Here is a 21432-nt window from a genome sequence, read left to right on the forward strand (position 1 = left end):
CTACGGCGCGGCACTGACAAACGTGTGGTCAAGGCGGACGAGAGGGAATGGATCAAGGCGGTGGGTTTCTCGGTGGGGGCGGGAGAGCCGGGCTCCGGCGGGGGTCGGGAACTGATGCGTCACGAGAGGCGTTCCAGATGTGACGGCGTGATTACACACCGTTATGACGAATCACGCGGGATCCGGTCCCGGACCATGAGGGCGGCCCGCTTGGTGGACAGGTCGACCTCTGTGAGGAACCGGAAGCCCGCGCTCAGGAAGGTGGCGATGGACGCAGTGTTGCGAAGGTCGGGTTCGGCGACGACACGGGCACAAGCGGGCCTCCTGTCGAGGACCAGGTCGGCGACGGCTCTGAGCAGACGGCTGCCAAGGCCTCGCCCGCGATCGGCGTCACCGCCGATGAGCAGGTGGATGCCGGTGTCGTGCGGTCGGGCCGGATAGTGGCAGGCCAGCGGGTCGAGGTCTGCCCGGTAGATCTCCCAGTAGCTCATGGGCCGGCCCTCCAGCACCCCTAGGCAGGGGACGCTGCGCCCGTCGCCGGCGAGTTGGCGACGCAGGTGTCGCGCCGTCATGGATTCGGGTCCCGCCAGTTCCCAGAACGCCGCGACATCGGGGTCGTTCATCCACCGGCCGACGAGACCGAGGTCCCTCTCGACCTGTACGGGGACCAGGTGGAACGCACCTGCCGGAGTGGCGGTGGCCCCCCAGGCGCCGACGCGGTCGAGCAGATCGGCTGCGGGGGAAGGGGTACGGCTTTCGGCGGCTGTCCGGACGGGAGCCATGGCAGCTCCTCTCAGCAGGTCGGGTGGGGCATGGACTCCGGAGGAAGGCAGGGACCGGTGGCCGGTGGAGTGCCGGCTCAGGAGCACAGGGGGTTGGCGATGGTGACGTAGACGGACTGCGTGTCCACGGGGCCGACGAGTTCGTCGAGGCCGTGCAACCGGGTCAGCAGATTGGCCTTGCAGCGCAGGCGGGGCGAGTCGAGCAGCCGGGCGGGCAGGGAACCGCTCAGCCGGCGGGGGCCGGAGGCGGCGTCGGCGAGAAAGCGCCGGAAGGCGGCGAGCAGCAGTTGCTCGTCGGCGAGCCGCTGGGAACCGAACGCGCCGATGAGTCCGAGCACGTTGTTGATGCCCAGGTAGTAGGCGAAGCGCTCGTCGGTGACGTCGTCGGACACGAAGGTGTCGCTGCGTTCCCCGATACCGGGCAGTCGGGCTTCGAGTTCCGCGCGGCTGGACTCTCGGAAGTAGTAGCCCTGGTTGTCCCGGTAGCGACCGCCGGCGGGCCAGCCGTCGGGGTCCAGGAGGAGGAGCGTGTTCTGCTGATGCGCCTCCAGGGCGATCCCCGCCTCACCGTCGAGCCACAGGACGGGGCGGACGACCTGCTCCAGGTAGCGCAGGAACCACTCGGCGGCGACAGCCGACGGCGGCCGGCCTGTCCGCGCGGCGAGGTGCCCGACGATCGCGGTCAGCCGGGAGCGGTGGGCGGAAGCCGAGTCCGGCCGGGGTGCGACGAGACCGGCGATGCAGGAGACGTCGTCCGCCGGAGCGAACGGGTTGTGCCGGATCATCACGTCGAGGCCTGTCAGCGGGAGGCCGTCGGCGCCGTCGACCGCGAGCCAGGCCGGATCTCGGACGATGTCGAAATCCGGGTGGGCCGCCTGCCACTGCTTGGCCAGACCCGCGCGGAGAAGACGGTGTACCTCGACACCACGGTGGAGTTCTTTGCGGAGGTTCTCACGACGGGAGTTGGTGATGCGCAGACCCAGCGACAGTTTCAGCATCGCGGGCGATCCGGGCCGGTGGACGGTGCGTACGGAGGAGGTCGGATGCCACGAAGGGCCATGGGCGCCCAGGTCCTGGAGGAGTCCGGCGTCGAACAGGGCCTCGACCCCGGGACGGTGCCGCGCCTCGCGCAGCTGCCATGGGTGCACCGGCAGGGCGGCGAACCCGGTCGGCAACGGCAGGTCGGCACCGCCGAGTCGGGCCGTCAACCGGGCGGCGGGGACAGGACGACCGCCTTCGGTCCAGGCGGAATCGGTGGCGACCACGGAAGGAGCGACAGCGAGCCAGCGAAGAGGGAAGGAGCCACGCGACTCCGGCGAGTACAGGCGCGCTTCGCCGTCCGAGAGGCCTTCCCGGCTCTTCGGCGTCGGGTGCAGCGGATGCCCGAGCAGCAGCGCCTGTTCGGCGGTCAGGAACAGGTCGGATTCGTCGCCGGGGCGCTCCCGGCGCTCGCCGATGAACACCGCGGTACGACGGACGGAGTCGGCGACGCGGGCGACGAGGTCAATGCCTTCGCCGCTCATGTTCATGGGAGCGGGACAGGGCATCGGGTCGGCAGCGGTGGCGCGCTCCTCCGGTAGGGCGTCCGCGTCGGCCGCCGCCACGGCTTCGGCGGACCCGCCGGACGGGCCACCGTCCCGAAGCGTCTCGCGGGCCAACAGGGCCGCGACCGTGACGGCGTCGGCGGGCGGTGACTGCTCGGGTGTGCCGGCCAGGCACGGGAGGCCGAAGCGGTGCCAGCCGGTCGGGGACCAGTAGTGGACGGGGATGAGCAGGGTGATGCCGCTGGCGGGCAGCGGCACGCGGAGGACGCCGTCATGCGGTGCCGCCAAGCCCGTCTCGCGCACCCAGCAGCGCAACAGGTTCTCCACGGCAGCCGCGTCGGCCGCCGTGTGCGGATCGGGGTGGTCCAGGAGATCGGCGGCGCGGCTCGGCGACGCCACGTGGACGGCGTTTCCCTGTTGGCGGGGGACGGGGGACGTGAGGGAGGTGGACTGGTGGGATGAGGTGGTCAAGGTCGTTCCTCGTGGAGTCGTGGGATCGGCCGCGCGCGGGCGACGGCATGGAGCTCGCGCGCTCGTGGGTCGCCTGGGCGTCGCACACCGCCGGGGAGCTCCATACCGGTACCGCCGACGCCCGTGGTCGCGGTCGCGTGGATGCGCCGGCGGTTGCCCCCGGGGCTGCCCGGGACTACCCCGCCCACTCGGCGTGGCCGCCCTGGCGCCGGTCCGTACCGGGCGGCCGACCCGACAGGCTCTGGCTCTCGGGCTGGTGCTCGGGCTGGTGCTGGGGCTGGGGCTGGGGCTGGGGCTGGGGCTGGGGCTGGGATTGATGGTTCGGCTGATCGGGCACCCTCCGGCCCGCATCGCGGATGTGGTTGCGGGACACCGCCGCCATCGCGTCCGCCAGTCGGTCGAGTACCGCGGCTGCCTGCTCGTCGGTGATCGTCAAGGGCGGCAGCAGCCGTACGACGCTGGTGTGCCGGCCACCGAGTTCGACGATCAGGCCCCGCCGCAAGCACTCCCGTCGGACGGCGGCGGCCAGCGCGGGGGCGGCGGGACAGGGAGCGTGCCCGGGAGTCGAAAGCGGCGTCGGGCGGGGCGTGACGTCATGGGCATGGACACCGCAGGCCGACGTGCCGGGCTCGTCACCGGCCTGCGCGACGACCTGTGGGGCGCCGATCGCGCCGGACCCGCTTTGCGCTTCGGGATCCACCATCTCGACCCCGAGCATCAGCCCGCGACCCCGCACGTCTCCCATGCACGGGAAGTCCTGGGCGAGACGGCTGAGTTGGCCCATCATGCGGGCTCCCAGGGTGGCCGCGCGCTCGGCGAGGCGGTTCTCGCGGACGTAGGCGAGGGTTGCCGTACCGGCGGCCATGGCGAGCTGGTTTCCACGGAACGTGCCCGCGTGGGCGCCGGGTCGCCAGACGTCGAGGGCGTCACGGTAGACGATGACGGCGAGCGGCAGGCTGCCTCCGATGGCCTTGGACAGGACCATCACGTCAGGGACGACCCCGCTGTGTTCCACGGCCCAGAAGGCGCCGGTGCGGCCCACGCCCGTCTGAACCTCGTCGGCGATCAGCGGGATCGCGCGCTCGGCCGTGATCTGCCGCATACGCCGCATCCACCCGTCCGGCGCGGGAATCACACCGCCCTCGCCCTGGACCGGTTCGAGGATCATCCCGGCGGGGTGCCGTACCTCCGACTTTGGATCGTCGAGGACGGACTCGGTCCAGCGGGCGGCGAGTTCGGCGCCGGGCTCGCCACCGACGCCGAACGGACAGCGGTAGTCCTGCGGGTAGGGCAGTCGCGCCACCCGCACGTCGAAGGCGCCCCCGGAGGCTTCGAGCGATCCTGCGGTCATCCCGTGGTCGGCACCGGCGAAGGCCAGGACACCGGTGCGGCCGGTGGCGGCCCGGACCAGTTCGAGGGCGGCCTTTACGGCGTCCGTACCGGCCGGTCCGCAGAACTGCACGCGCGCGTGGTCGGCGAGACCGGACGGCAGCGTCCGGAACAGTTCGGTGATGAAGGCGTCCTTGACCGGGGTGGCGAGGTCGAGGACGTGCAGGGGCGCCCCCGAGTCGAGGACCTTGCGGATGGCCTCCAGCACGACGGGATGGTTGTGTCCGAGCGCGAGCGTTCCGGCGCCCGAGAGACAGTCCAGATAGCGGCGGCCGTCCGCGCCCTCGATGGTCAGCCCGCGTGCGCGTACCGGCACGATCGGCAGGGCACGGGCGTAGGTGCGCGCCGCGGACTCGCGAGCGGACTGACGCCGCAGGATCCCCTCGTGCGCGGGCCGGCCGCCCGTCCCGCCCCTCGCCGCGGCCGCTCCGGCGACGAGGGCTCCCTCGACACAAGACCCGGCGCCAGAGGCTCCGTCGGGGCGAGTCGCGGTGGTATGCCCCGAAGGGGCCTCCTCGGGTACTGGCTCGGTCATGGCCACGCCTCCCCTGTCCTCCCACCGGTCGAAGGGCGAGCACAGACAACAGCTCCTATCGCTACCAACACCGAACGGCCGTGCTGGTTACGGGTCGTGACGAGAATGACCGTGCCCGCGCCGACGCCCGCGCGCCCCACGTCGACCGTTGCGATCCCCCTGCTGTCCGGTCTCGTCGGTGGTCTGTGGCGGAACAGTTGCCATTCGGTCGGGAGTCCCCGGCGGCGACCGCATATCGTGTGGTGGCATCACACATGGCCGTGAGACCCGCTTGAACTCGGTGTGAGATCACCATGAGTTCCACTTCGCGGGGGCGGCCGGTACTTCAAGTTCGTTGACAGCAGGGGGAGTCAGATCATGCGATCCATACGGCCGTCGTTCACCGCTCGGCGGGGGAGGAACGCGCGCCGCAGAACCTCCCCCGTACTCGGCGCTGTGGCCCTCGCCTCGGTGCTCGCGCTCACCGCGACCGCCTGTGATTCGGGCGACACCGACGCGGGCAGCCAGACCGAAGCGACGGCGTCGACCGGCGGCGACGGCAAGATCACGATCCCGGACGACATCAAGGACAGGCTCAAAGAGCACGGGATCGACCTCGACAAGTGGAAGAACGGCGCCTGGAAGAACTGGGACAAGGACGACTGGCTGCGTGAGGCGCAGGACTACGTCAACCCGATCATCGAGGGGCTGTGGGACCCGGACCGGATGCGGGAGGCCGAGGACCCGGACCGGAGCGTCGACGAGAACGACCTCTCCGGTGACCAGGGCGTGACCGACGCGACGCCGCAGGCGGTGGACGCGAAGGCCGTTTCGCCCTCGTACCACGAGAACGCCGCCGAGGCGGGCAAGGTGTTCTTCGACTCCCCCGAGGGCACGATGGTCTGCTCGGCGACGGTCGTGAAGGACCCGGCACACCCCGGCAAGTCCAACCTGGTGTGGACGGCCGGCCACTGCGTGCACGCCGGCAAGGGTGGCGGCTGGTACCGCAACATCGCGTTCGTGCCGTCGTACAACGACTCGGGCATGTCGGCCGAGCAGTTGGAGACGGCCACCAAGGAGCAGGCGGCTCCGTACGGGGTCTGGTGGGGCGACTGGACGAAGACGTCCGACCAGTGGATCGCGCAGGGCGGGCAGACCGGCGGTGACGGTGCCTCGTACGACTACGCCGTCATTCATGTGACGCCGGAGGAGGGCGGTACGGGCAAGTCCCTGGAGGAGACGGTCGGTTCGGCTCTCCCGGTGAACTTCAACGCTCCCGCGGTGCCGAAGGTGAGCAGCATCACCGCGACCGGCTACCCGGCGGCGGCACCGTACGACGGGCAGAAGCTCTACCAGTGCCAGGACAAGCCGGGGCGGTTCTCGCTGAGCTCCTCCGACCCGACGATGTACCGGATCGGCTGCACGATGACCGGTGGTTCGTCGGGCGGCGGCTGGGTTGCGGCGGGGGCGGACGGGAAGCCCTCGCTGGTGTCCAACACCTCGATCGGCCCGGTGAACGCGGGTTGGCTCGCGGGGCCGCGGCTGGGTGACGTGGCCAAGGGTGTGTACGACTCGGTGAGCGACAAGTTCGCCGGTCAGTAGCTTGATCGGTGGTGGGACGCCTGTCGGGGAACCTTCACCGTCCCACCGCCGATCGTCCTGAATTCCACGGGCATAGTGGGGTGTTGCCCGCGGGCGGGCGCCACATCGACGCGACACTTTGCCTGTCAGGCGCATGACATCCCAGGGTCACCTCACCGTTCAACGCTCCACCCGCTTCACCTTCACCCGCTTCACATGCGCACGCTTCGCATACACACGCTTCAACGGGGGACATCGCACCATGCGTTCCACACGTACGCCCGTCGCGCGCCCACACGGCCGACGGCGCACCCTGCTCGCGGCCGGGCTCGTCACCGCACGACGGCCGCGTGCAGCGGCTCCGACGGCACCGAAGCCCGCGCCACCGCCTCCGGGACGGCCACCGGCTCCGGCGACAGCAGGGTCCGGGTCCCGGCCGACATCGCCGACAAGCTCGCGAAGCACGGCGTCGACGTCGACAGGTGGGCCGACGGCGGCTGGCAGGACTGGGACAAGGACAAGTGGCTCAGCGCGGCCGAGGACTTCGTCAATCCGGTGATCGAGGGGCTGTGGAAGCCCGAGCGGATGCGGACCGCTGAGGAGGCGGACAAGACCGTCACCACGAAGGACGCGGCCGCCGACCAGGGCGTCAGCGATCCGGATCCGACTGCCGTGAAGGCGGAGGCCGAGAAGACGCCGTACCACGAGAACGCGGCCCCGGTCGGCAAGGTCTTCTTCGACGCGCCCGAGGGCACGAGGGTCTGCTCCGGCACGGTCGTCAAGGACGTGAACCACCCGGGCAGGTCCAACCTCGTGTGGACGGCCGGGCACTGTGCGCACGCAGGGGGCGAAGGTGGCTGGTACCGCAACCTCGTCTTCGTGCCGGCCTACAACGATCTCGGCAGGACCGAGGCCCAGCTCGATGACGCCACGGCGGCGGAGACCGCCCCCTACGGCAACTGGTGGGCCGACTGGGCGTCGACCTCGAACGAGTGGATCGCCGGCGGCTCGGACACGGGCGGCGCGGGAGCCGCGTACGACTACGCCGTGCTGCACGTGACGCCGGAGCAGGGCTCCAAGTCGCTGGAGGAGACGGTCGGCGGGGCGCTGGACGTGGACTTCTCCGCACCGTCCGCGACCGAGGTCGCCGCGATGGGCGCCTGGGGCTACCCGGCGGCACCGCCCTACAACGGGCTGAAGATGTTCAAGTGCCTCGACCGGCCCGGGCGGTTCTCACTCGACCCGTCGCTGCCGACGATGTACCGCATCGGCTGCACGATGACCGGCGGTTCCTCCGGCGGCGGCTGGTTCCGGATGGTGGACGGCAGGACCGAACTGGTCTCCAACACCTCGATCGGCCCGGCCGACAACAGCTGGCTGGCGGGGCCCCAGCTCGGCCCGGAGGCCGAGGCGCTCTACGAGAACATGAGCAAGACGTACGGCGGTGAGTGAACCGAGCACGCCGAAGGCCCGCCCCTGCGGCAAGCAGGAGCGGGCCTTCGGGCGTTCAGCCGGCCGCGACGGCTCAGGCGAGCGGAGCCGGTACGTACGGCGCGAGGTCCGCCGCAAGCTCCTCGTGCACCCGCACCTTCAGCAGGGTTCCCTCCGCCGTGTGCTCCGCGGAGATCACCTCGCCCTCGGTGTGGGCGCGGGCGACCAGGCCGCCGTGGGTGTACGGCACGAGCGCCTCCACCTCGACCGACGGCCGCGGCAGCTCGTTGTCGATCAGCGCGAGCAGCTCGTCGATGCCCTGGCCGGTGCGGGCCGAGACCGCGATGGAGCGCTTCTCGATCCGCATGAGCCGCTGGAGCGTCAGCGGGTCGGCCGCGTCCGCCTTGTTGATCACGACGATCTCGGGCACGCCGGTGGCGCCGACGTCGCGGACCACCTCGCGTACGGCGGCCAGCTGCTCCTCCGGGTTCGGGTGCGAGCCGTCCACCACGTGCAGGATCAGGTCGGACTCGCCGACCTCCTCCATGGTGGAGCGGAACGCCTCGACCAGGTGGTGCGGCAGGTGCCGGACGAAACCGACCGTGTCGGCCAGCGTGTACAGGCGGCCGCTCGGGGTCTCCGCCCGGCGCACGGTCGGGTCCAGGGTCGCGAACAGGGAGTTCTCGACCAGGACGCCCGCGCCCGTGAGGCGGTTGAGCAGCGACGACTTTCCGGCGTTGGTGTAGCCCGCGATGGCGACGGACGGCACCTTGTGGCGCTTGCGCTCCTGGCGCTTGATCTCGCGGCCGGTCTTCATGTCCGCGATCTCCCGGCGCATCTTCGCCATCTTCTCGCGGATCCGGCGCCGGTCCGTCTCGATCTTGGTCTCACCGGGGCCACGGGTGGCGAGGCCGCCGCCCTTGCCGCCGCCCATCTGCCGGGAGAGCGACTGACCCCAGCCGCGCAGCCTCGGCAGCATGTACTGCATCTGCGCGAGCGCGACCTGCGCCTTGCCCTCTCGGGACTTGGCGTGCTGGGCGAAGATGTCCAGGATCAGGGCCGTACGGTCGATGACCTTGACCTTGACGACGTCCTCGAGGTGGATCAGCTGGCCGGGGCTGAGCTCACCGTCGCAGATGACGGTGTCCGCGCCCGTCTCGAGCACGATGTCGCGCAGCTCCGCGGCCTTGCCGGAGCCGATGTAAGTGGCCGCGTCGGGCTTGTCACGGCGCTGGATGACGCCGTCGAGCACGAGCGCGCCGGCCGTCTCCGCGAGGGCGGCCAGCTCCGCGAGGGAGTTGTCCGCGTCCTGTGCGGTTCCCGTGGTCCAGACGCCGACGAGCACGACCCGCTCCAGACGGAGCTGGCGGTACTCGACCTCGGTGACGTCCTCGAGTTCGGTGGAGAGGCCCGCCACGCGGCGTAGGGCCGCGCGCTCGGAGCGGTCGAACTGGTCGCCGTCCCGGTCTCCGTCGATCTCGTGGCTCCAGGCGACGTCCTCTTCCATCAGGGCATCGGCCCGGAGACCTTCGGGGTAGGCGTGCGCAACGCGCTGGGTGTCCTGGGAAGGGGAAGAAGAGGAGGTCATTGGGTCCTTACGTCGTTGGATGCCGGTACAGGGGCCTTCGTGATGGTCAACGCGCGAGCAACCCGGGAGATTCCCGTGTCCCGCGCCGCACCGACCTCACGATGGTCGCACGGTACGGCCCGTCTCGTCACGGCCTTATTTCGCGGCCCGCCGAGCGGGCGGGGCGACCTTCGGCGCGGCCTTCGGTTCTCCCCCGGCGGCCGGTGCCGCCGGCTTCCAGTCCGGGTGGCCGGGCATCGACGGGGTCTTCTCGCCGTACAGCCAGTCCTTGAAGAACCGGGCCAGATCGCGTCCGGAGATCTCCTGGGCGAGGCGCTCGAAGTCGGCCGTGGTCGCCGTGGAGTCCCGGTGGTTGTGGACCCACACCCGCTCCAGGTGCTCGAACGCGGTCCGGCCGATCTCCTGGCGCAGGGCGTAGAGGACGAGGGCCGCGCCGTCGTAGACGTTGGGCCGGAAGATGCTGATCTTCTGGCCGGGGTTGGGGGCCTTGGGCTGCGCCGGCGGGCCGCCCGTGGAGCGCCAGCGGTCGGAGACTCCGTACGCCGCCTTCATCCGCGCCTCCAGGGTGCGCCCCGCCTTCTCCTCGGCGTACAGCGCCTCGTACCAGGTGGCGTGTCCCTCGTTCAGCCACAGGTCGGACCAGGTGCGCGGGCTTACGCTGTCGCCGAACCACTGGTGGGACAGCTCGTGCACCATGATCGACTCGACGTACCACTTGGGGTAGCCGGGCTCGGTGAAGATGTCCCTCTCGAAGAGGGAGAGGGTCTGCGTCTCGAGTTCGAACCCGGTGGAGGCCTCGGCCATGAGCAGGCCGTACGTCTCGAAGGGGTAGGGGCCGACCTTGCCCTCCATCCAGGCGATCTGGTCCGGGGTCTTCTTCAGCCACGGTTCGAGGAGTTCGCGGTCCTTGGTGGGCACGACGTCGCGTACGGGCAGTGCGTGCGGCCCCTCGCGGTGCACGACCGTGGAACGGCCGATGGACACCTGGGCGAGCTCGGTGGCCATGGGGTGCTGGGTGCGGTAGGTCCAGGTGGTGGCCTTGTCGGCCCGCTCGACCCCGGTCGGCAGCCCGCCCGCGACGGCCGTGTAGCCGTTGGGAGCGGTGATCCGGACGGTGAACATCGCCTTGTCGGAGGGGTGGTCGTTGCACGGGAAGACCAGGTGCGCGGCGTCCGCCTGGTTGGCCATGGCGAGGCCGTCCGCGGTCCGCACCCAGCCGCCGTCCCGGCCGTCGGTGCTCACGGGATCGCTGGTGTGCCGCACGGTGATCCGCATCCAGCTGCCGGCGGGCAGCGGGTTCTCCGGGGTGACCACCAGGTCGTCGCCGGCGCCGGCGAAGGTCGCGGGTGCGCCGTCGACCTCGACGGATTCGACCTTGCCCTGGGCGAAGTCGAGGTTGATCCGGTCCAGGGCGGTGGTGGTCCAGGCGTCGATGGTGGTGACCGCCTGGAGGGGCTCGGTGTTCGTGCCGGTATAGGTGAAGGCCAGGTCGTACGAGGCGACGTCGTACCCCGGGTTGCCCAGGTACGGGAAAAGGCGGTCGCCGACGCCGAGCGGGGCCGCCGGGGCGCTCGCGGCGACGAGGCAGACGGAGACGGCCGAGGCGAGGAGCGCGGATTTCAGCCGGGCGCGAGGGGTGAGCAGCATGCACCACCGCTACCAGCGCGCACGTCCGTCGCGTCGGCGACGCGCGCCCGGCCCACTCGAACGGGTTGCGCACGCGCCCGTGCCTGACGCCCGGGAGGGCGCCTGCGCGACGCACCTTCGCTCCACGCGCGCGTGGAGCGCGGCGCGGCTCAGCCACGCGCGCGCGTGCCCACCGTCTACGCCGGCTCCGGAGAGGCGGGCGCGTGATGCTGCGCGCGGCCCACGTCGTAGACCCCGGGCACGTTCCGCATGGCGCGCATGAGGGTGGGCAGGTGGCCGGCGTCCGGGAGTTGCACGGTGTACGTGTGGCGCACCCGCTGCTGGCTCGGCGGCTCGACCGTCGCGGAGACGATCTCGGCGCCCTCCAGCGCCATGGCCTCGGTGAGGTCGGCGAGCAGATGGGGGCGGCCGAACGATTCGGCGACCAGGGTGACCCGGCATCCGGTGGTGTCGCCCCAGCGCACGTCGACCTCTTCGCGCCCCGCGTTCGCCATGCGCGCCACGGCGGAACACTCGGCGCGGTGCACGGTCACCACTCCCCCGCGCACCGCGAAGCCGGTGACCTCGTCGAGGGGCACGGGCGTGCAGCACCCGGCGAGCCGGACGCTCGCGTCGGGCCGGTCGACGACGGTGACCGCGGCGCCGGGCCGCGAGGCGGGGGCGTCCGGCGTGGCCGTGTCGGCCGCGGAACGGGCGGTCGCCTCGGCGGCCTTGGCGGCGCCGGAGTCCTGTGCCGTCGCCGCGCCCTCGTGCTCGGCCGGGGCGGGGTGCGTCGCCAGCCACCGCTGGATGGCGATGCGGGCGGCGGGGGTGTGGGCGTGCTCCAGCCACTCCCTGGAGGGCTCCGAGGCGGGGTCCTGGCCCATGAGGAGCTGGACGGTGTCGCCGTCCCGCAGGACGGTGCTCAGGGTCGCCAGACGGCCGTTCACCCGGGCGCCGATGCAGGCGTGGGCGTCCTCGCCGTACTGCGCGTACGCGGCGTCGACGCAGGTGGCTCCCTCGGGCAGGCCGAGCGTGCCGCCGTCGGGACGGTAGACGGTGATCTCGCGGTCCTGGGCGAGGTCCTCGCGCAGGGTGGACCAGAAGGTGTCGGGGTCGGGCGCGGCTTCCTGCCAGTCCAGGAGGCGGGAGAGCCAGCCGGGCCGGGTCGGGTCGACACGTTCCTCGTCCGCCGGGACTCTCCCCCGGGCCTGCTCCTCCGCGGGAGCCGTGTAGGGATTGCCGAGGGCGATGACGCCGGCCTCGGCGACCTTGTGCATCTGGTGGGTGCGGATGAGGACTTCGGCGACCTGACCGTCCTCGCGGGCGACGGCGGTGTGCAGCGACTGGTACAGGTTGAACTTGGGAACGGCGATGAAGTCCTTGAACTCCGAGACGACCGGCGTCATACAGGTGTGCAGTTCGCCCAGGACGGCGTAACAGTCGGCGTCCTCGTTCACCAGCACCAGCAGCCGGCCGAAGTCCGCGCCCCGCATGCGGCCGCGCTTGCGGGACGAGCGGTGCACGGAGACGAAGTGCCGTGGCCGGATGAGGACTTCGGCCTGGATGTCGGCGTCGCGCAGGACCGTGCGCATCGCCTCGGCGAACTCCGCAAGGGGGTCGTCCGCGCGGGAGGCGTTGTCGACGATCAGTTCGCGGGTGTGCTTGTACTCCTCGGGGTGCAGGATCGCGAAGACGAGGTCTTCCAGCTCGGTCTTGAGTGCCTGGACACCGAGGCGCTCGGCGAGCGGGATGAGGACGTCGCGGGTGACCTTGGCGATGCGTTCCTGCTTCTCGGGGCGCATCACGCCGAGGGTGCGCATGTTGTGCAGCCGGTCGGCGAGTTTGATCGACATCACCCGGACGTCGTTGCCGGTGGCGACGAGCATCTTGCGGAAGGTCTCGGGCTCGGCGGCCGCGCCGTAGTCGACCTTCTCCAGCTTCGTGACGCCGTCGACGAGATAGCGCACCTCGGCGCCGAACTCCTCACCGACCTGATCGAGCGTCACATCGGTGTCCTCGACGGTGTCGTGGAGCAGCGAGGCCGTCAGGGCCGTGGTCTCCGCGCCGAGTTCGGCGAGGATCAGGGTCACGGCGAGCGGGTGGGTGATGTAGGGCTCGCCGCTCTTGCGCATCTGGCCGCGGTGCGAGGACTCGGCGAGCACATAGGCGCGGTGCAGCGGTTCCAGGTCGGCGTCGGGGTGGTGGGCGCGATGGGCCTCGACCACGTGACCGATCGCGTCGGGCACCCGACCGCGGGAGGCCGGCCCGAGCAGCGCGGCCCGGCCCAGGCGACGCAGGTCGATCCGGGGGCGACTGCGCCTGCGGGGCGCTGACGGCACTACCGGGCCTGGGGTCGCGGGATTCGTGGCCTCCGCACTCATGGGCACCTCCGGCTGCGTGGACCGGCGGACGGGGTGTCCCAGGGCGGACACGGCTCAGGGGACTGGTGAACGGTCCCCCGTCCGGGCCGGTGCTTGATGCTACCGAGCCCATCACGCGCGACTGACCGCCTCTCGCCGAGCGTGAAACGGATCACCCATTCGAGCGAAGGACCAGAGGTTTACGGTTTTGAGCCGTCTGACCTGATCTCGATCGTGAATTCGAGCCCGCGACCGGACCCAGGGATGCGACCCTCAGGGCCGTCAGGCCGCTCCCGCCTCCGATGCCAAGCCTCGACGGAGTCAGCGGGCGACTGTTTCCAGCCACTTCGGATCGATCTCGCCTGTGGCGACGATCACTGCGGGCCCGGTCATCTCGATCTCGCCGTCGGGCCGCTCGGTGATCACCAGACGTCCGCCGGGGACGTCGACGACGTACGTCGCCGGCACACCGGTGGCCGCCGGGTCGGCGCCGTCCCGGCGCGCGGCCGCCACGGCGACGGCGCACGCGCCCGTGCCGCACGAGCGGGTCTCGCCGGACCCGCGCTCGTGCACGCGCAGAGCGACGTGCCGTGGGCCGCGGTCCACGACGAACTCGACGTTGACCCCGTCCGGGTAGGCCGAGGCGGGGCTGAACGGCGGCGGGGCGAACAGGTCGCCCGCGTGCGCGAGGTCCGCCACGAAGGCGACGGCGTGCGGGTTGCCCATGTTCACGTTCCGCGCGGGCCAGCTGCGCTCGCCGACGCTCACCGTGACGTCCCCTTCGGGGAGGCGGGCCCTGCCCATGCCGACGGTGACGTCACCCTCCTTGTCGAGGTGCACGCGCTTCACGCCCCCGCGCGTGGCGACCGCGAGGTCGCCCTCGGTGACGAGTCCGGCGTGCTGGAGGTAGCGCGCGAACACCCGGACGCCGTTGCCGCACATCTCCGCGACGGAGCCGTCGCCGTTGCGGTAGTCCATGAACCACTCCGCCTCGGCCGCCATGTCCTTCGCCTCGGGATGCGCGGCGGACCGCACGACGTGCAGCAGCCCGTCGCCGCCGATGCCCGCGCGGCGGTCGCACAGGGCGGCGACGGCGGTCGGGGGCAGGTCGATGGCGTTCTCGGGGTCCGGGACGATCACGAAGTCGTTCTCGGTGCCGTGCCCCTTGAGGAAGGCGATCCGCGTGCTCATTCCTCGATCGTACGGGGTGGGCAGGACAGCCCGTCCCGGGCGGCGGCGCCGGTGAGCTCCCCGCGCGCGTGGAGCTCAGCGCAGCCGGGCGACCCGCCCCACGGCCAGGGCCACCACCGCGGCGACCATCACGACGTACGCGAGGACGACCCGCCAGTCGGGACGGCGCCCGGAGCCGCGCTGGGGAAGCCCGGGCCACGTGTAACCCACTCGGCGCGCGGCCGTCGTTCCCCAGCCGGCCGCGCAGGAGCAGATCAGCAGCCCGAGCATGGCGATCATGGCGCCGCTGTCACCGAAGTCGAACGCGAGCGGGAAGGCGAACATCAGGGAGCCGACCGCGGCCAGCGCCACGATGGGCGCGAGCTGCCAGATCCGGAGCCGACGCTGCGGGCGCAGCTCGACCTCGACCTCGGGGCCGCCCGCGAACATCTCCTCGGGCTCGGGCCCGTCGTCGCTCACGCCGTCGCGGGTGTCGTCCTCGTCCGGCCCGTCGGGGCTCAGACGGCCTTCCTCGGGCTCCGGTTCACCACGCTCGGTGGTGAGGTGCTCGGTGCCTTTTGCGGTGTCGCGAGGGCCGGCCTCCATCGCCACGCGCCCTCCCAACTCGGACTCCACTTGGTCGATCGAAGCTCGATGATGGCACGGCGTCGGTTGCCCGGATGACGGCCTGGGCGTCCCGATGCCATGACGTGATCAGGCTGTAACCGGTCGTTCCACCAACGCCAGCGCGAGCTCCGGAAGTTCTGTGAGGTCAGCCGCGGCCCCACTCAACCAGTGCACCCGCGGATCGCGCCTGAACCACGAATCCTGACGGCGCGCGAAGCGCTTGGTGGCACGGACCGTCTCGGCGCGCGCCTCGTCCTGTGTGCACTCGCCGGTCAGGGCGGTGAGGACCTGCTGGTAGCCGAGCGCGCGCGAGGCCGTACGCCCCTCACGCAGGCCCCGCGCCTCCAGCGCCCGGACCTCGTCGACGAGCCCCGCGTCCCACATCCGGTCGACGCGGCGGGCGATGCGCTCGTCGAGTTCGGGGCGCGCCACGTCGACCCCGATCTGGACGGTGTCGTAGACCGAGTCGTGACCGGGCAGGTTGGCCGTGAAGGGCTTGCCGGTGATCTCGATCACCTCGAGGGCCCGGACGATACGGCGGCCGTTGCCGGGCAGGATGGCGTGCGCGGCCTCGGGGTCGGCGGCGGCCAGCCGGGCGTGCAGCGCGCCTGAGCCGCGCAGCGTGAGCTCCTCCTCTAGCCGGGCCCGGACCTCGGGGTCGGTCCCGGGGAACTCCAGGTTGTCGACGGCACCTCGGACGTACAGCCCCGAGCCGCCGACGAGAATCGGCCAACGGCCCTCGGCGAGCAGGGTGTCGATCTTCTCGCGGGCCAGCCGCTGGTACTCGGCGACGGAGGCGGTTTCCGTCACGTCCCAGACGTCCAGGAGGTGGTGCGGGACGCCACCGCGCTCATCGGGCGTCAGCTTGGCGGTGCCGATGTCCATCCCTCGGTAGAGCTGCATGGAGTCGGCGTTGACGACCTCGCCGCCGAGCCGTTGGGCCAGAAATACGCCCAGATCGGACTTTCCGGCCGCGGTCGGTCCGACGACGGCGATGACGTGGGGGGCGGGGGGTGCGCTGCTCACGGCACCAGTCTCGCAAACCCCGGCCCCCGCCCTCGAACGGGTTACGTGACGACGCCGGTCCGACGTCGTTCCCGTTGCGAGATTCCCGTCTCCCTTCGCGGGGGCGGTGATTCCGGTGGCGCAAACGGACGCACCGGCCAACGCGGGATTTCGCCTGCACGAGTACCGTAAGGAGTGGTTATGGGCGTATTGGCGCGAATTTTCCGGAGGTCGAAGACGACGGAGGAGGCGACGGCGGAGACGGCGGGCGCCGCCGACGCGTCGGCCGGTAGCCGGCCGACGACGTCGAGGCGGAGCGGACGGCCGAGTCGACGTCGGCCCGGGAGCCGGCCGAGGCCGAGGAGGCCGGAGACGCCGCCGGGACGGAGCCGGCAAAGACGACGGAACCGGTTGCCGTCGCCGCCACCGACGGGGTCGAGATTCCCCGGCAGCAGTCCGCCGAAGAGGCGGCCGACAGCGAAGCGGGCGAAGCCGCCCGCGCGTGACGGAACCCCCGCGAGGAAGGTGCCCCATGGGTCTCTTGGACAATTTGAAGGCCAAACTCTCCCCGGCCAAGGGCAAGGTCTCGGGCCTCGCGCAACAGCACGGGGACAAGGTCCAGCACGGTCTCGAAAAGGCCGCCAAGGTTGTCGACGAGAAGACCAAGGGCAAGTACAGCGACAGGATCCAGTCGGGCACCGGTAAGGCCAAGGGCGCCATGGACCGGCTCGCGCACAAGGACGAACCCGCCGGGGGCGGCGACACCTTCACCCCGCCGAACACTCCCCCGCCGGCCTCCTGAGCAGCACCTCACGCCGGCCCATCGACCGCCGGACGGCCGCGCAGCGCAGACGCTCGCGGCCGTCCGCCGTTTCACCGGCGGGGTGCCGTTCCCCCGGGGACCGCCGCGACGCCGCCGTCCGGCCGCCTATGACCAGGCCGCGACCACGTATCCCACCCCGTAAGGCGCGTCCTCGTAGAGCAGCGCGCCCGTCAGCCCGGCGCCCTCGGCCGCGCCCGCCAGCACCTGCCAGGGCGCCCGGCCCGAGACCTTGAGCTCGTACGCCAGGTCGGCGTCCAGTGCCTCGAGGGCCGCTAGGTCCGCCGTGCCGAGCGCCCGAGCGGCCTCGGCGTCGAACGGTGCCGCGCGCTCGTCGAGATAGCCCGGCGCCTTCAGCGTCCGGCACGCGCTGGCGTCGCCCATCACCAGCAGCGCGACCCGCTCCGCCGCCGCGCCGATGCCCCGGCCGACTTCGGCGCACCGCTCGGCCGCGAGCGGTTCCCCGACACCGAGCCCCTCGACGGTGGCGGCCGACCACCCCGTCCGCTCGAGCAGCCAGGCGGCCACGGCGAGGGACGTCGGCAGTTCGCGTGCGGACGGTGCGTCCCCGCCGGCCCGGCCCAGCCGTACGGCGAGATCCACCCCGAAGCCGGAGAACGAACCCCGTCCGCCCTCCGGGTGCGGGCCGCGCCCGGACTGCTCGGCCGGCCCGACGACCACGAGCCGGTCCGGCCGGGCGGCGGCCAGCACGGCCAGCGCGTCCGAGCAGGCGGCTCGCGCGGCATCCAGCTCGGCGGCGGCGCCCGCGGCGACCTCGGGCACCAGCAGGGGCGGACAGGGGCAGACAGCGGCGGCGACAAGCATGATCGGCAGGGTAACCCCGTACGAGAGCCACGGGGCTACCGACCGGGCGTCGCGCCGGCTGTCAGTCGCAGCCGCAGCCGCTGCCCGCGGCCACCGGCAGCGGCGCGGGCACGCCGATCTTGGGCAGGCCGAGCAGGACGCCGGCCGGCTTCGCCGCCTTCTCGGCGGTGCGCTTCTCCCAGGCGTCCCCCGCGCGCGTGCGGCGCACTTCCAGGACGGGGCCCTCGGCCAGGAGGTGGTGCGGGGCGGCGTACGTCACCTCGACGGTCACGACGTCGCCGGGGCGCACCTCCTGCTCCGGCTTGGTGAAGTGGACCAGGCGGTTGTCGGCGGCGCGGCCCGAGAGGCGGTGGGTGGCGCCGTCCTTGCGGCCCTCGCCCTCGGCCACCATCAGCTCCAGGGTGCGGCCGACCTGCTTCTTGTTCTCCTCCCAGGAGATCTCCTCCTGGAGGGCTACGAGGCGCTCGTAGCGCGCCTGCACGACCTCCTTGGGGATCTGGTTCTCCATGGTCGCGGCCGGGGTGCCGGGGCGCTTGGAGTACTGGAAGGTGAACGCCTGCGTGAAACGGGCCTCGCGGACCGCGTGCAGGGTCTGCTCGAAGTCCTCCTCGGTCTCGCCGGGGAAGCCCACGATGATGTCGGTGGTGATCGCCGCGTGCGGAATGGCGGCACGCACCTTCTCGATGATCCCCAGGTAGCGCTCCTGCCGGTAGGACCGGCGCATCGCCTTCAGGACCGTGTCCGAGCCGGACTGGAGGGGCATGTGCAGCTGCGGCATCACGTTGGGCGTCTCGGCCATGGCCGCGATGACGTCGTCGGTGAAGTCGCGCGGGTGCGGGGAGGTGAAGCGGACGCGTTCCAGGCCCTCGATCGCGCCGCACGCGCGGAGCAGCTTGCTGAAGGCCTCGCGGTCGCCGATGTCGGAGCCGTAGGCGTTGACGTTCTGGCCGAGCAGGGTGATCTCGGAGACGCCCTCGCCGACCAGCGCCTCGATCTCGGCGAGGATGTCGCCGGTACGGCGGTCCTTCTCCTTGCCGCGCAGGGCCGGGACGATGCAGAAGGTGCAGGTGTTGTTGCAGCCGACGGAGATCGACACCCACGCCGCGTAGGCGCTCTCGCGCCGTGTCGGCAGGGTGGAGGGGAAGGCCTCGAGCGACTCGGCGATCTCGACCTGGGCCTCTTCCTGCACGCGCGCGCGTTCCAGCAGGACCGGGAGCTTGCCGATGTTGTGCGTGCCGAAGACGACGTCCACCCAGGGCGCCTTCTTCACGATGGTGTCGCGGTCCTTCTGGGCGAGACAGCCGCCGACCGCGATCTGCATCCCGGGACGGCTCGCCTTCCTCGGCGCGAGCCGGCCGAGGTTGCCGTAGAGGCGGTTGTCGGCGTTCTCGCGCACCGCGCAGGTGTTGAAGACGACGACGTCCGCGTCGCCGTCCGACCCCTCGGGGGCGCGTACATACCCGGCTTCTTCGAGCAGCCCGGACAATCGCTCGGAGTCATGGACGTTCATCTGGCACCCATAGGTGCGGATCTCGTAGCTCTTGGGTGTGTGAACGTCCACTGCGAGGCTCCGGTCGCTGCTGCTGGTCATGGCTCAAGGGTAGGCGCTCCCCGAAGAACGCCCGTCTGCCTTTGTGCGCGGGACCGGCACCCGCTCGCTGGGCGCCCCCACCTTCCTGCTCGTGACCGGAGCCGCGATCACCGTCGCACCCGCCGGCTTCGCGGGCGGCTCGTCGACACCGACCGGGACGGCCGCGCCGAGCTGCCGGCCGCCCGCCCCGGGCGAGAACACCGGCGACGGCGTGGTGATCGCCTTCCCGACCGCGACCACCGGCGTCACCACCGACGCCTCCTGGCTGAACGGCGGCGGCTCCTTCGGCGCATCGGGCACGGACGCGCTCTTCGGCACCGCGATCGACGAGTGACGGGCGCACCCGCCCGGGGCGTCACGGATCGATGAGGCCCGCGCGGATCGCGTAGCGGGTGAGCTCCAGGCGGTCGCGCATGCCGAGTTTGTGCAGGAGGTTGGCGCGGTGCCGTTCCACCGTCTTGGCGCTGATGAAAAGCAGCGCGCCGATCTCCCGGGAGGTGTGCCCCTCGGCGACGAGCTTGAGGATCTCCTCCTCGCGCTCGGTGATGGGCCGCGCGGGCAGCCCGTCGACACCGTCGCCGCGGTGCAACCGGTCCAGGTACGAGCGGACCAGGGCCCGCTCCGCGCCCGGATAGATGAACGGCTCGTCCCGCACCACCGCCCGGCACGCCTCGACCAGGTCCCGGTCGGCGACCGACTTCAGGACGTATCCACCCGCTCCGGCCTTGAGCGCCTCGAAGAAGTACTGCTCGTTGTCGTACATCGTCAGGATGAGGATGCGCAGGTCCGGGAGGCGGCGGGACAGTTCACGGGCCGCCTGGAGCCCGGTCATCCGGGGCATGGCCACGTCGAGGACGGCGAGGTCGATGTCCCCGGCCCGGGCGCGCTCGACCGCCTCGGCGCCGTCCCCGGCCTCGGCGACGACCGTCAGGTCGGGCTCGCCGTCCAGGATGAGCCGTACCCCCCGGCGTACGAGGGTGTGGTCGTCGGCGAGCAGGACCCGGGTCGGAGAGGTCGCCGACCCGGGTGCGGCCGGTGCCGTGCCGTCCGCCATCAGCGGCCTCCGGCAGGAGCCGGTGCGTCCGCCCGGCCGGCACTCGCGGCCGCCCGCAGCCTTATGCCCGTCCCGCCGTCGCCGTCCGCCCTCGACGACACCGTGAGGGTCGCGCCGATCAGCAGGGCCCGCTCGCGCATCCCCCGGATCCCGGCACCCTCCCCGTCCGCCGCGCCCAGGCCCCTGCCGTTGTCCTGTACGAGGAGCTCGACGCCGTCGGCGACCGGGCGCAGGCGGAGTTCGGCGCGGTCGGCGCCGGAGTGCCGGGCGGTGTTGGTGAGGGCCTCCTGGGCCACGCGGTAGAGCACGAGTTCCGTCTCCTCGGTCAGTGGGGGCAGGCCGGCGCGGAGGTCGTGGCGCACCGACAGGCCATGGGTGGTGAACTCGCCCGCGAGCGAGCGCAGGGCGCTGAGCAGTCCGAGTTCGTTGAGGACGCCGGGGCGCAGCCGACGGGCGATGCGGCGGATCTCGTCGAGGCCGGACCTGGTGGCCTCCTGCGCTTGGCCGAGTTCCTCGCGCAGGTCCTGCGGGGCCCGGTCGGCGACGCGCTTGAGCTGGAGCAGCACGGCGGTGAGGGTCTGGCCGACCTCGTCGTGGAGTTCACGGGCGATGCGGTGGCGCTCTCGCTCCTGGGCGGACAGCGCCCCGGCCGCGCTGGCGGCGCGCTCGGTCTCCAGCCGGTCCAGCATCGCGTTGTACGTCGTGATCAGCTCGGCCGTCTCGACCGGTCCCGAGACCACGGCACGGGCCCCGGGATGCAGCAGGTCGGCGTCAGCCATGGCCCGTCCCAGCCGCCCCAGCGGGGCCAGTCCGACGCGCAGCACGACCGCGTTGACGGTCAGCAGCGCGGCCAGACCCGCGACCACGACGAGGACCTCGCCCGGCAGTATGGGCGTGGAGACGGTGACCGGGCCGAGCAGCAGTGCGGCCGCGACGACGAGGCCGACGGCGTCGAGCACGAAGATCCGCCAGAACAGTGACATGTGCGCGGCTCCTCCTCGCCCGACTCGCCCGATGCGTCCGACTCGTCCGACGCGCTTATCTCGTGCGG

The 21432-nt window shown here is 71.9% G+C and carries 17 protein-coding genes; 4 read left to right on the forward strand and 13 right to left on the reverse strand.

Annotated features, from left to right (window positions below):
• Nucleotides 1-161: 161 nt before the first annotated feature.
• From ACFWBD_RS14905 to ACFWBD_RS14915, 3 genes are all read right to left on the reverse strand, one after another.
• Nucleotides 162-965 carry a GNAT family N-acetyltransferase gene (locus tag ACFWBD_RS14905; protein WP_385667047.1) on the reverse strand — a complete coding sequence of 268 codons (804 nt, stop codon included), beginning with the start codon at nucleotides 963-965 and terminating at the stop codon, nucleotides 162-164.
• Nucleotides 860-2797: an IucA/IucC family protein gene (locus ACFWBD_RS14910; RefSeq protein ID WP_385666972.1), complete on the reverse strand. Its 1938-nt coding sequence runs from the start codon at nucleotides 2795-2797 to the stop codon at nucleotides 860-862. Before ACFWBD_RS14910 ends, ACFWBD_RS14905 begins: the two co-directional genes overlap by 106 nt.
• 175 nt (nucleotides 2798-2972) lie before the next feature.
• Nucleotides 2973-4727, reverse strand: a complete 1755-nt coding sequence (locus ACFWBD_RS14915) for a diaminobutyrate--2-oxoglutarate transaminase family protein (RefSeq protein WP_385666974.1) — start codon at nucleotides 4725-4727, stop codon at nucleotides 2973-2975.
• Between the two features lie 351 nt (nucleotides 4728-5078).
• On the opposite strand from ACFWBD_RS14915, the gene ACFWBD_RS14920 reads away from it, so the two are divergent.
• Both ACFWBD_RS14920 and ACFWBD_RS14925 read left to right on the forward strand, forming a co-directional pair.
• The gene (locus ACFWBD_RS14920; RefSeq protein ID WP_385666976.1) at nucleotides 5079-6302 is read left to right on the forward strand and encodes a trypsin-like serine peptidase; all 1224 of its coding nucleotides are present in this window, start codon (nucleotides 5079-5081) and stop codon (nucleotides 6300-6302) included.
• A gap of 195 nt (nucleotides 6303-6497) precedes the next feature.
• The gene (locus ACFWBD_RS14925; protein WP_385666978.1) at nucleotides 6498-7733 is read left to right on the forward strand and encodes a trypsin-like serine peptidase; all 1236 of its coding nucleotides are present in this window, start codon (nucleotides 6498-6500) and stop codon (nucleotides 7731-7733) included.
• Nucleotides 7734-7806: 73 nt separating this feature from the next.
• Here the strand turns inward: ACFWBD_RS14925 and hflX are convergent, their stop codons facing one another.
• The 6 genes from hflX to miaA form a co-directional block, all read right to left on the reverse strand.
• Entirely contained in the window at nucleotides 7807-9300 is a 1494-nt protein-coding gene (hflX, locus tag ACFWBD_RS14930; RefSeq protein ID WP_351766175.1) for a GTPase HflX, read from the reverse strand.
• Between the two features lie 135 nt (nucleotides 9301-9435).
• A complete protein-coding gene (locus ACFWBD_RS14935; RefSeq protein WP_385666981.1) occupies nucleotides 9436-10947 on the reverse strand; it encodes a M1 family metallopeptidase in 1512 nt (503 codons plus the stop codon).
• Nucleotides 10948-11123: 176 nt separating this feature from the next.
• Nucleotides 11124-13310, reverse strand: a complete 2187-nt coding sequence (locus ACFWBD_RS14940; RefSeq protein WP_385666983.1) for a RelA/SpoT family protein — start codon at nucleotides 13308-13310, stop codon at nucleotides 11124-11126.
• 300 nt (nucleotides 13311-13610) lie between these two features.
• A complete protein-coding gene (gene dapF / locus ACFWBD_RS14945; protein ID WP_385666985.1) occupies nucleotides 13611-14480 on the reverse strand; it encodes a diaminopimelate epimerase in 870 nt (289 codons plus the stop codon).
• Between the two features lie 75 nt (nucleotides 14481-14555).
• Nucleotides 14556-15065: a hypothetical protein gene (locus ACFWBD_RS14950; RefSeq protein ID WP_351766280.1), complete on the reverse strand. Its 510-nt coding sequence runs from the start codon at nucleotides 15063-15065 to the stop codon at nucleotides 14556-14558.
• 108 nt (nucleotides 15066-15173) lie between these two features.
• Nucleotides 15174-16112 (reverse strand): tRNA (adenosine(37)-N6)-dimethylallyltransferase MiaA, encoded by a 939-nt coding sequence (miaA, locus tag ACFWBD_RS14955; protein ID WP_385666987.1) that lies wholly within the window; start codon nucleotides 16110-16112, stop codon nucleotides 15174-15176.
• A 511-nt stretch (nucleotides 16113-16623) separates the two neighbouring features.
• Between miaA and ACFWBD_RS14960 the strand changes: the two genes are divergently transcribed.
• A complete protein-coding gene (locus ACFWBD_RS14960; protein WP_385666989.1) occupies nucleotides 16624-16893 on the forward strand; it encodes an antitoxin in 270 nt (89 codons plus the stop codon).
• Nucleotides 16894-17019: 126 nt separating this feature from the next.
• On the opposite strand, the gene ACFWBD_RS14965 is transcribed toward ACFWBD_RS14960, so the two are convergent.
• A complete protein-coding gene (locus tag ACFWBD_RS14965; RefSeq protein WP_385666991.1) occupies nucleotides 17020-17736 on the reverse strand; it encodes a class III extradiol dioxygenase subunit B-like domain-containing protein in 717 nt (238 codons plus the stop codon).
• A gap of 61 nt (nucleotides 17737-17797) precedes the next feature.
• On the reverse strand, nucleotides 17798-19327 hold the full coding sequence (miaB, locus tag ACFWBD_RS14970) for a tRNA (N6-isopentenyl adenosine(37)-C2)-methylthiotransferase MiaB (RefSeq protein ID WP_384117159.1): 1530 nt from the start codon (nucleotides 19325-19327) through the stop codon (nucleotides 17798-17800).
• A 43-nt stretch (nucleotides 19328-19370) separates the two neighbouring features.
• On the opposite strand from miaB, the gene ACFWBD_RS14975 reads away from it, so the two are divergent.
• Complete coding sequence (locus ACFWBD_RS14975; RefSeq protein WP_385666993.1) at nucleotides 19371-19661, forward strand: hypothetical protein; 291 nt, start codon at nucleotides 19371-19373, stop codon at nucleotides 19659-19661.
• Between the two features lie 21 nt (nucleotides 19662-19682).
• On the opposite strand, the gene ACFWBD_RS14980 is transcribed toward ACFWBD_RS14975, so the two are convergent.
• Entirely contained in the window at nucleotides 19683-20381 is a 699-nt protein-coding gene (locus ACFWBD_RS14980; protein WP_385666995.1) for a response regulator, read from the reverse strand.
• A complete protein-coding gene (locus ACFWBD_RS14985) occupies nucleotides 20381-21364 on the reverse strand; it encodes a sensor histidine kinase (protein ID WP_385666997.1) in 984 nt (327 codons plus the stop codon). The genes ACFWBD_RS14980 and ACFWBD_RS14985 overlap by 1 nt, the downstream gene beginning before the upstream one ends.
• Nucleotides 21365-21432: the final 68 nt, after the last annotated feature.

Source organism: Streptomyces sp. NPDC060002, assembly GCF_042737245.1.
GTDB lineage: Bacteria > Actinomycetota > Actinomycetes > Streptomycetales > Streptomycetaceae > Streptomyces.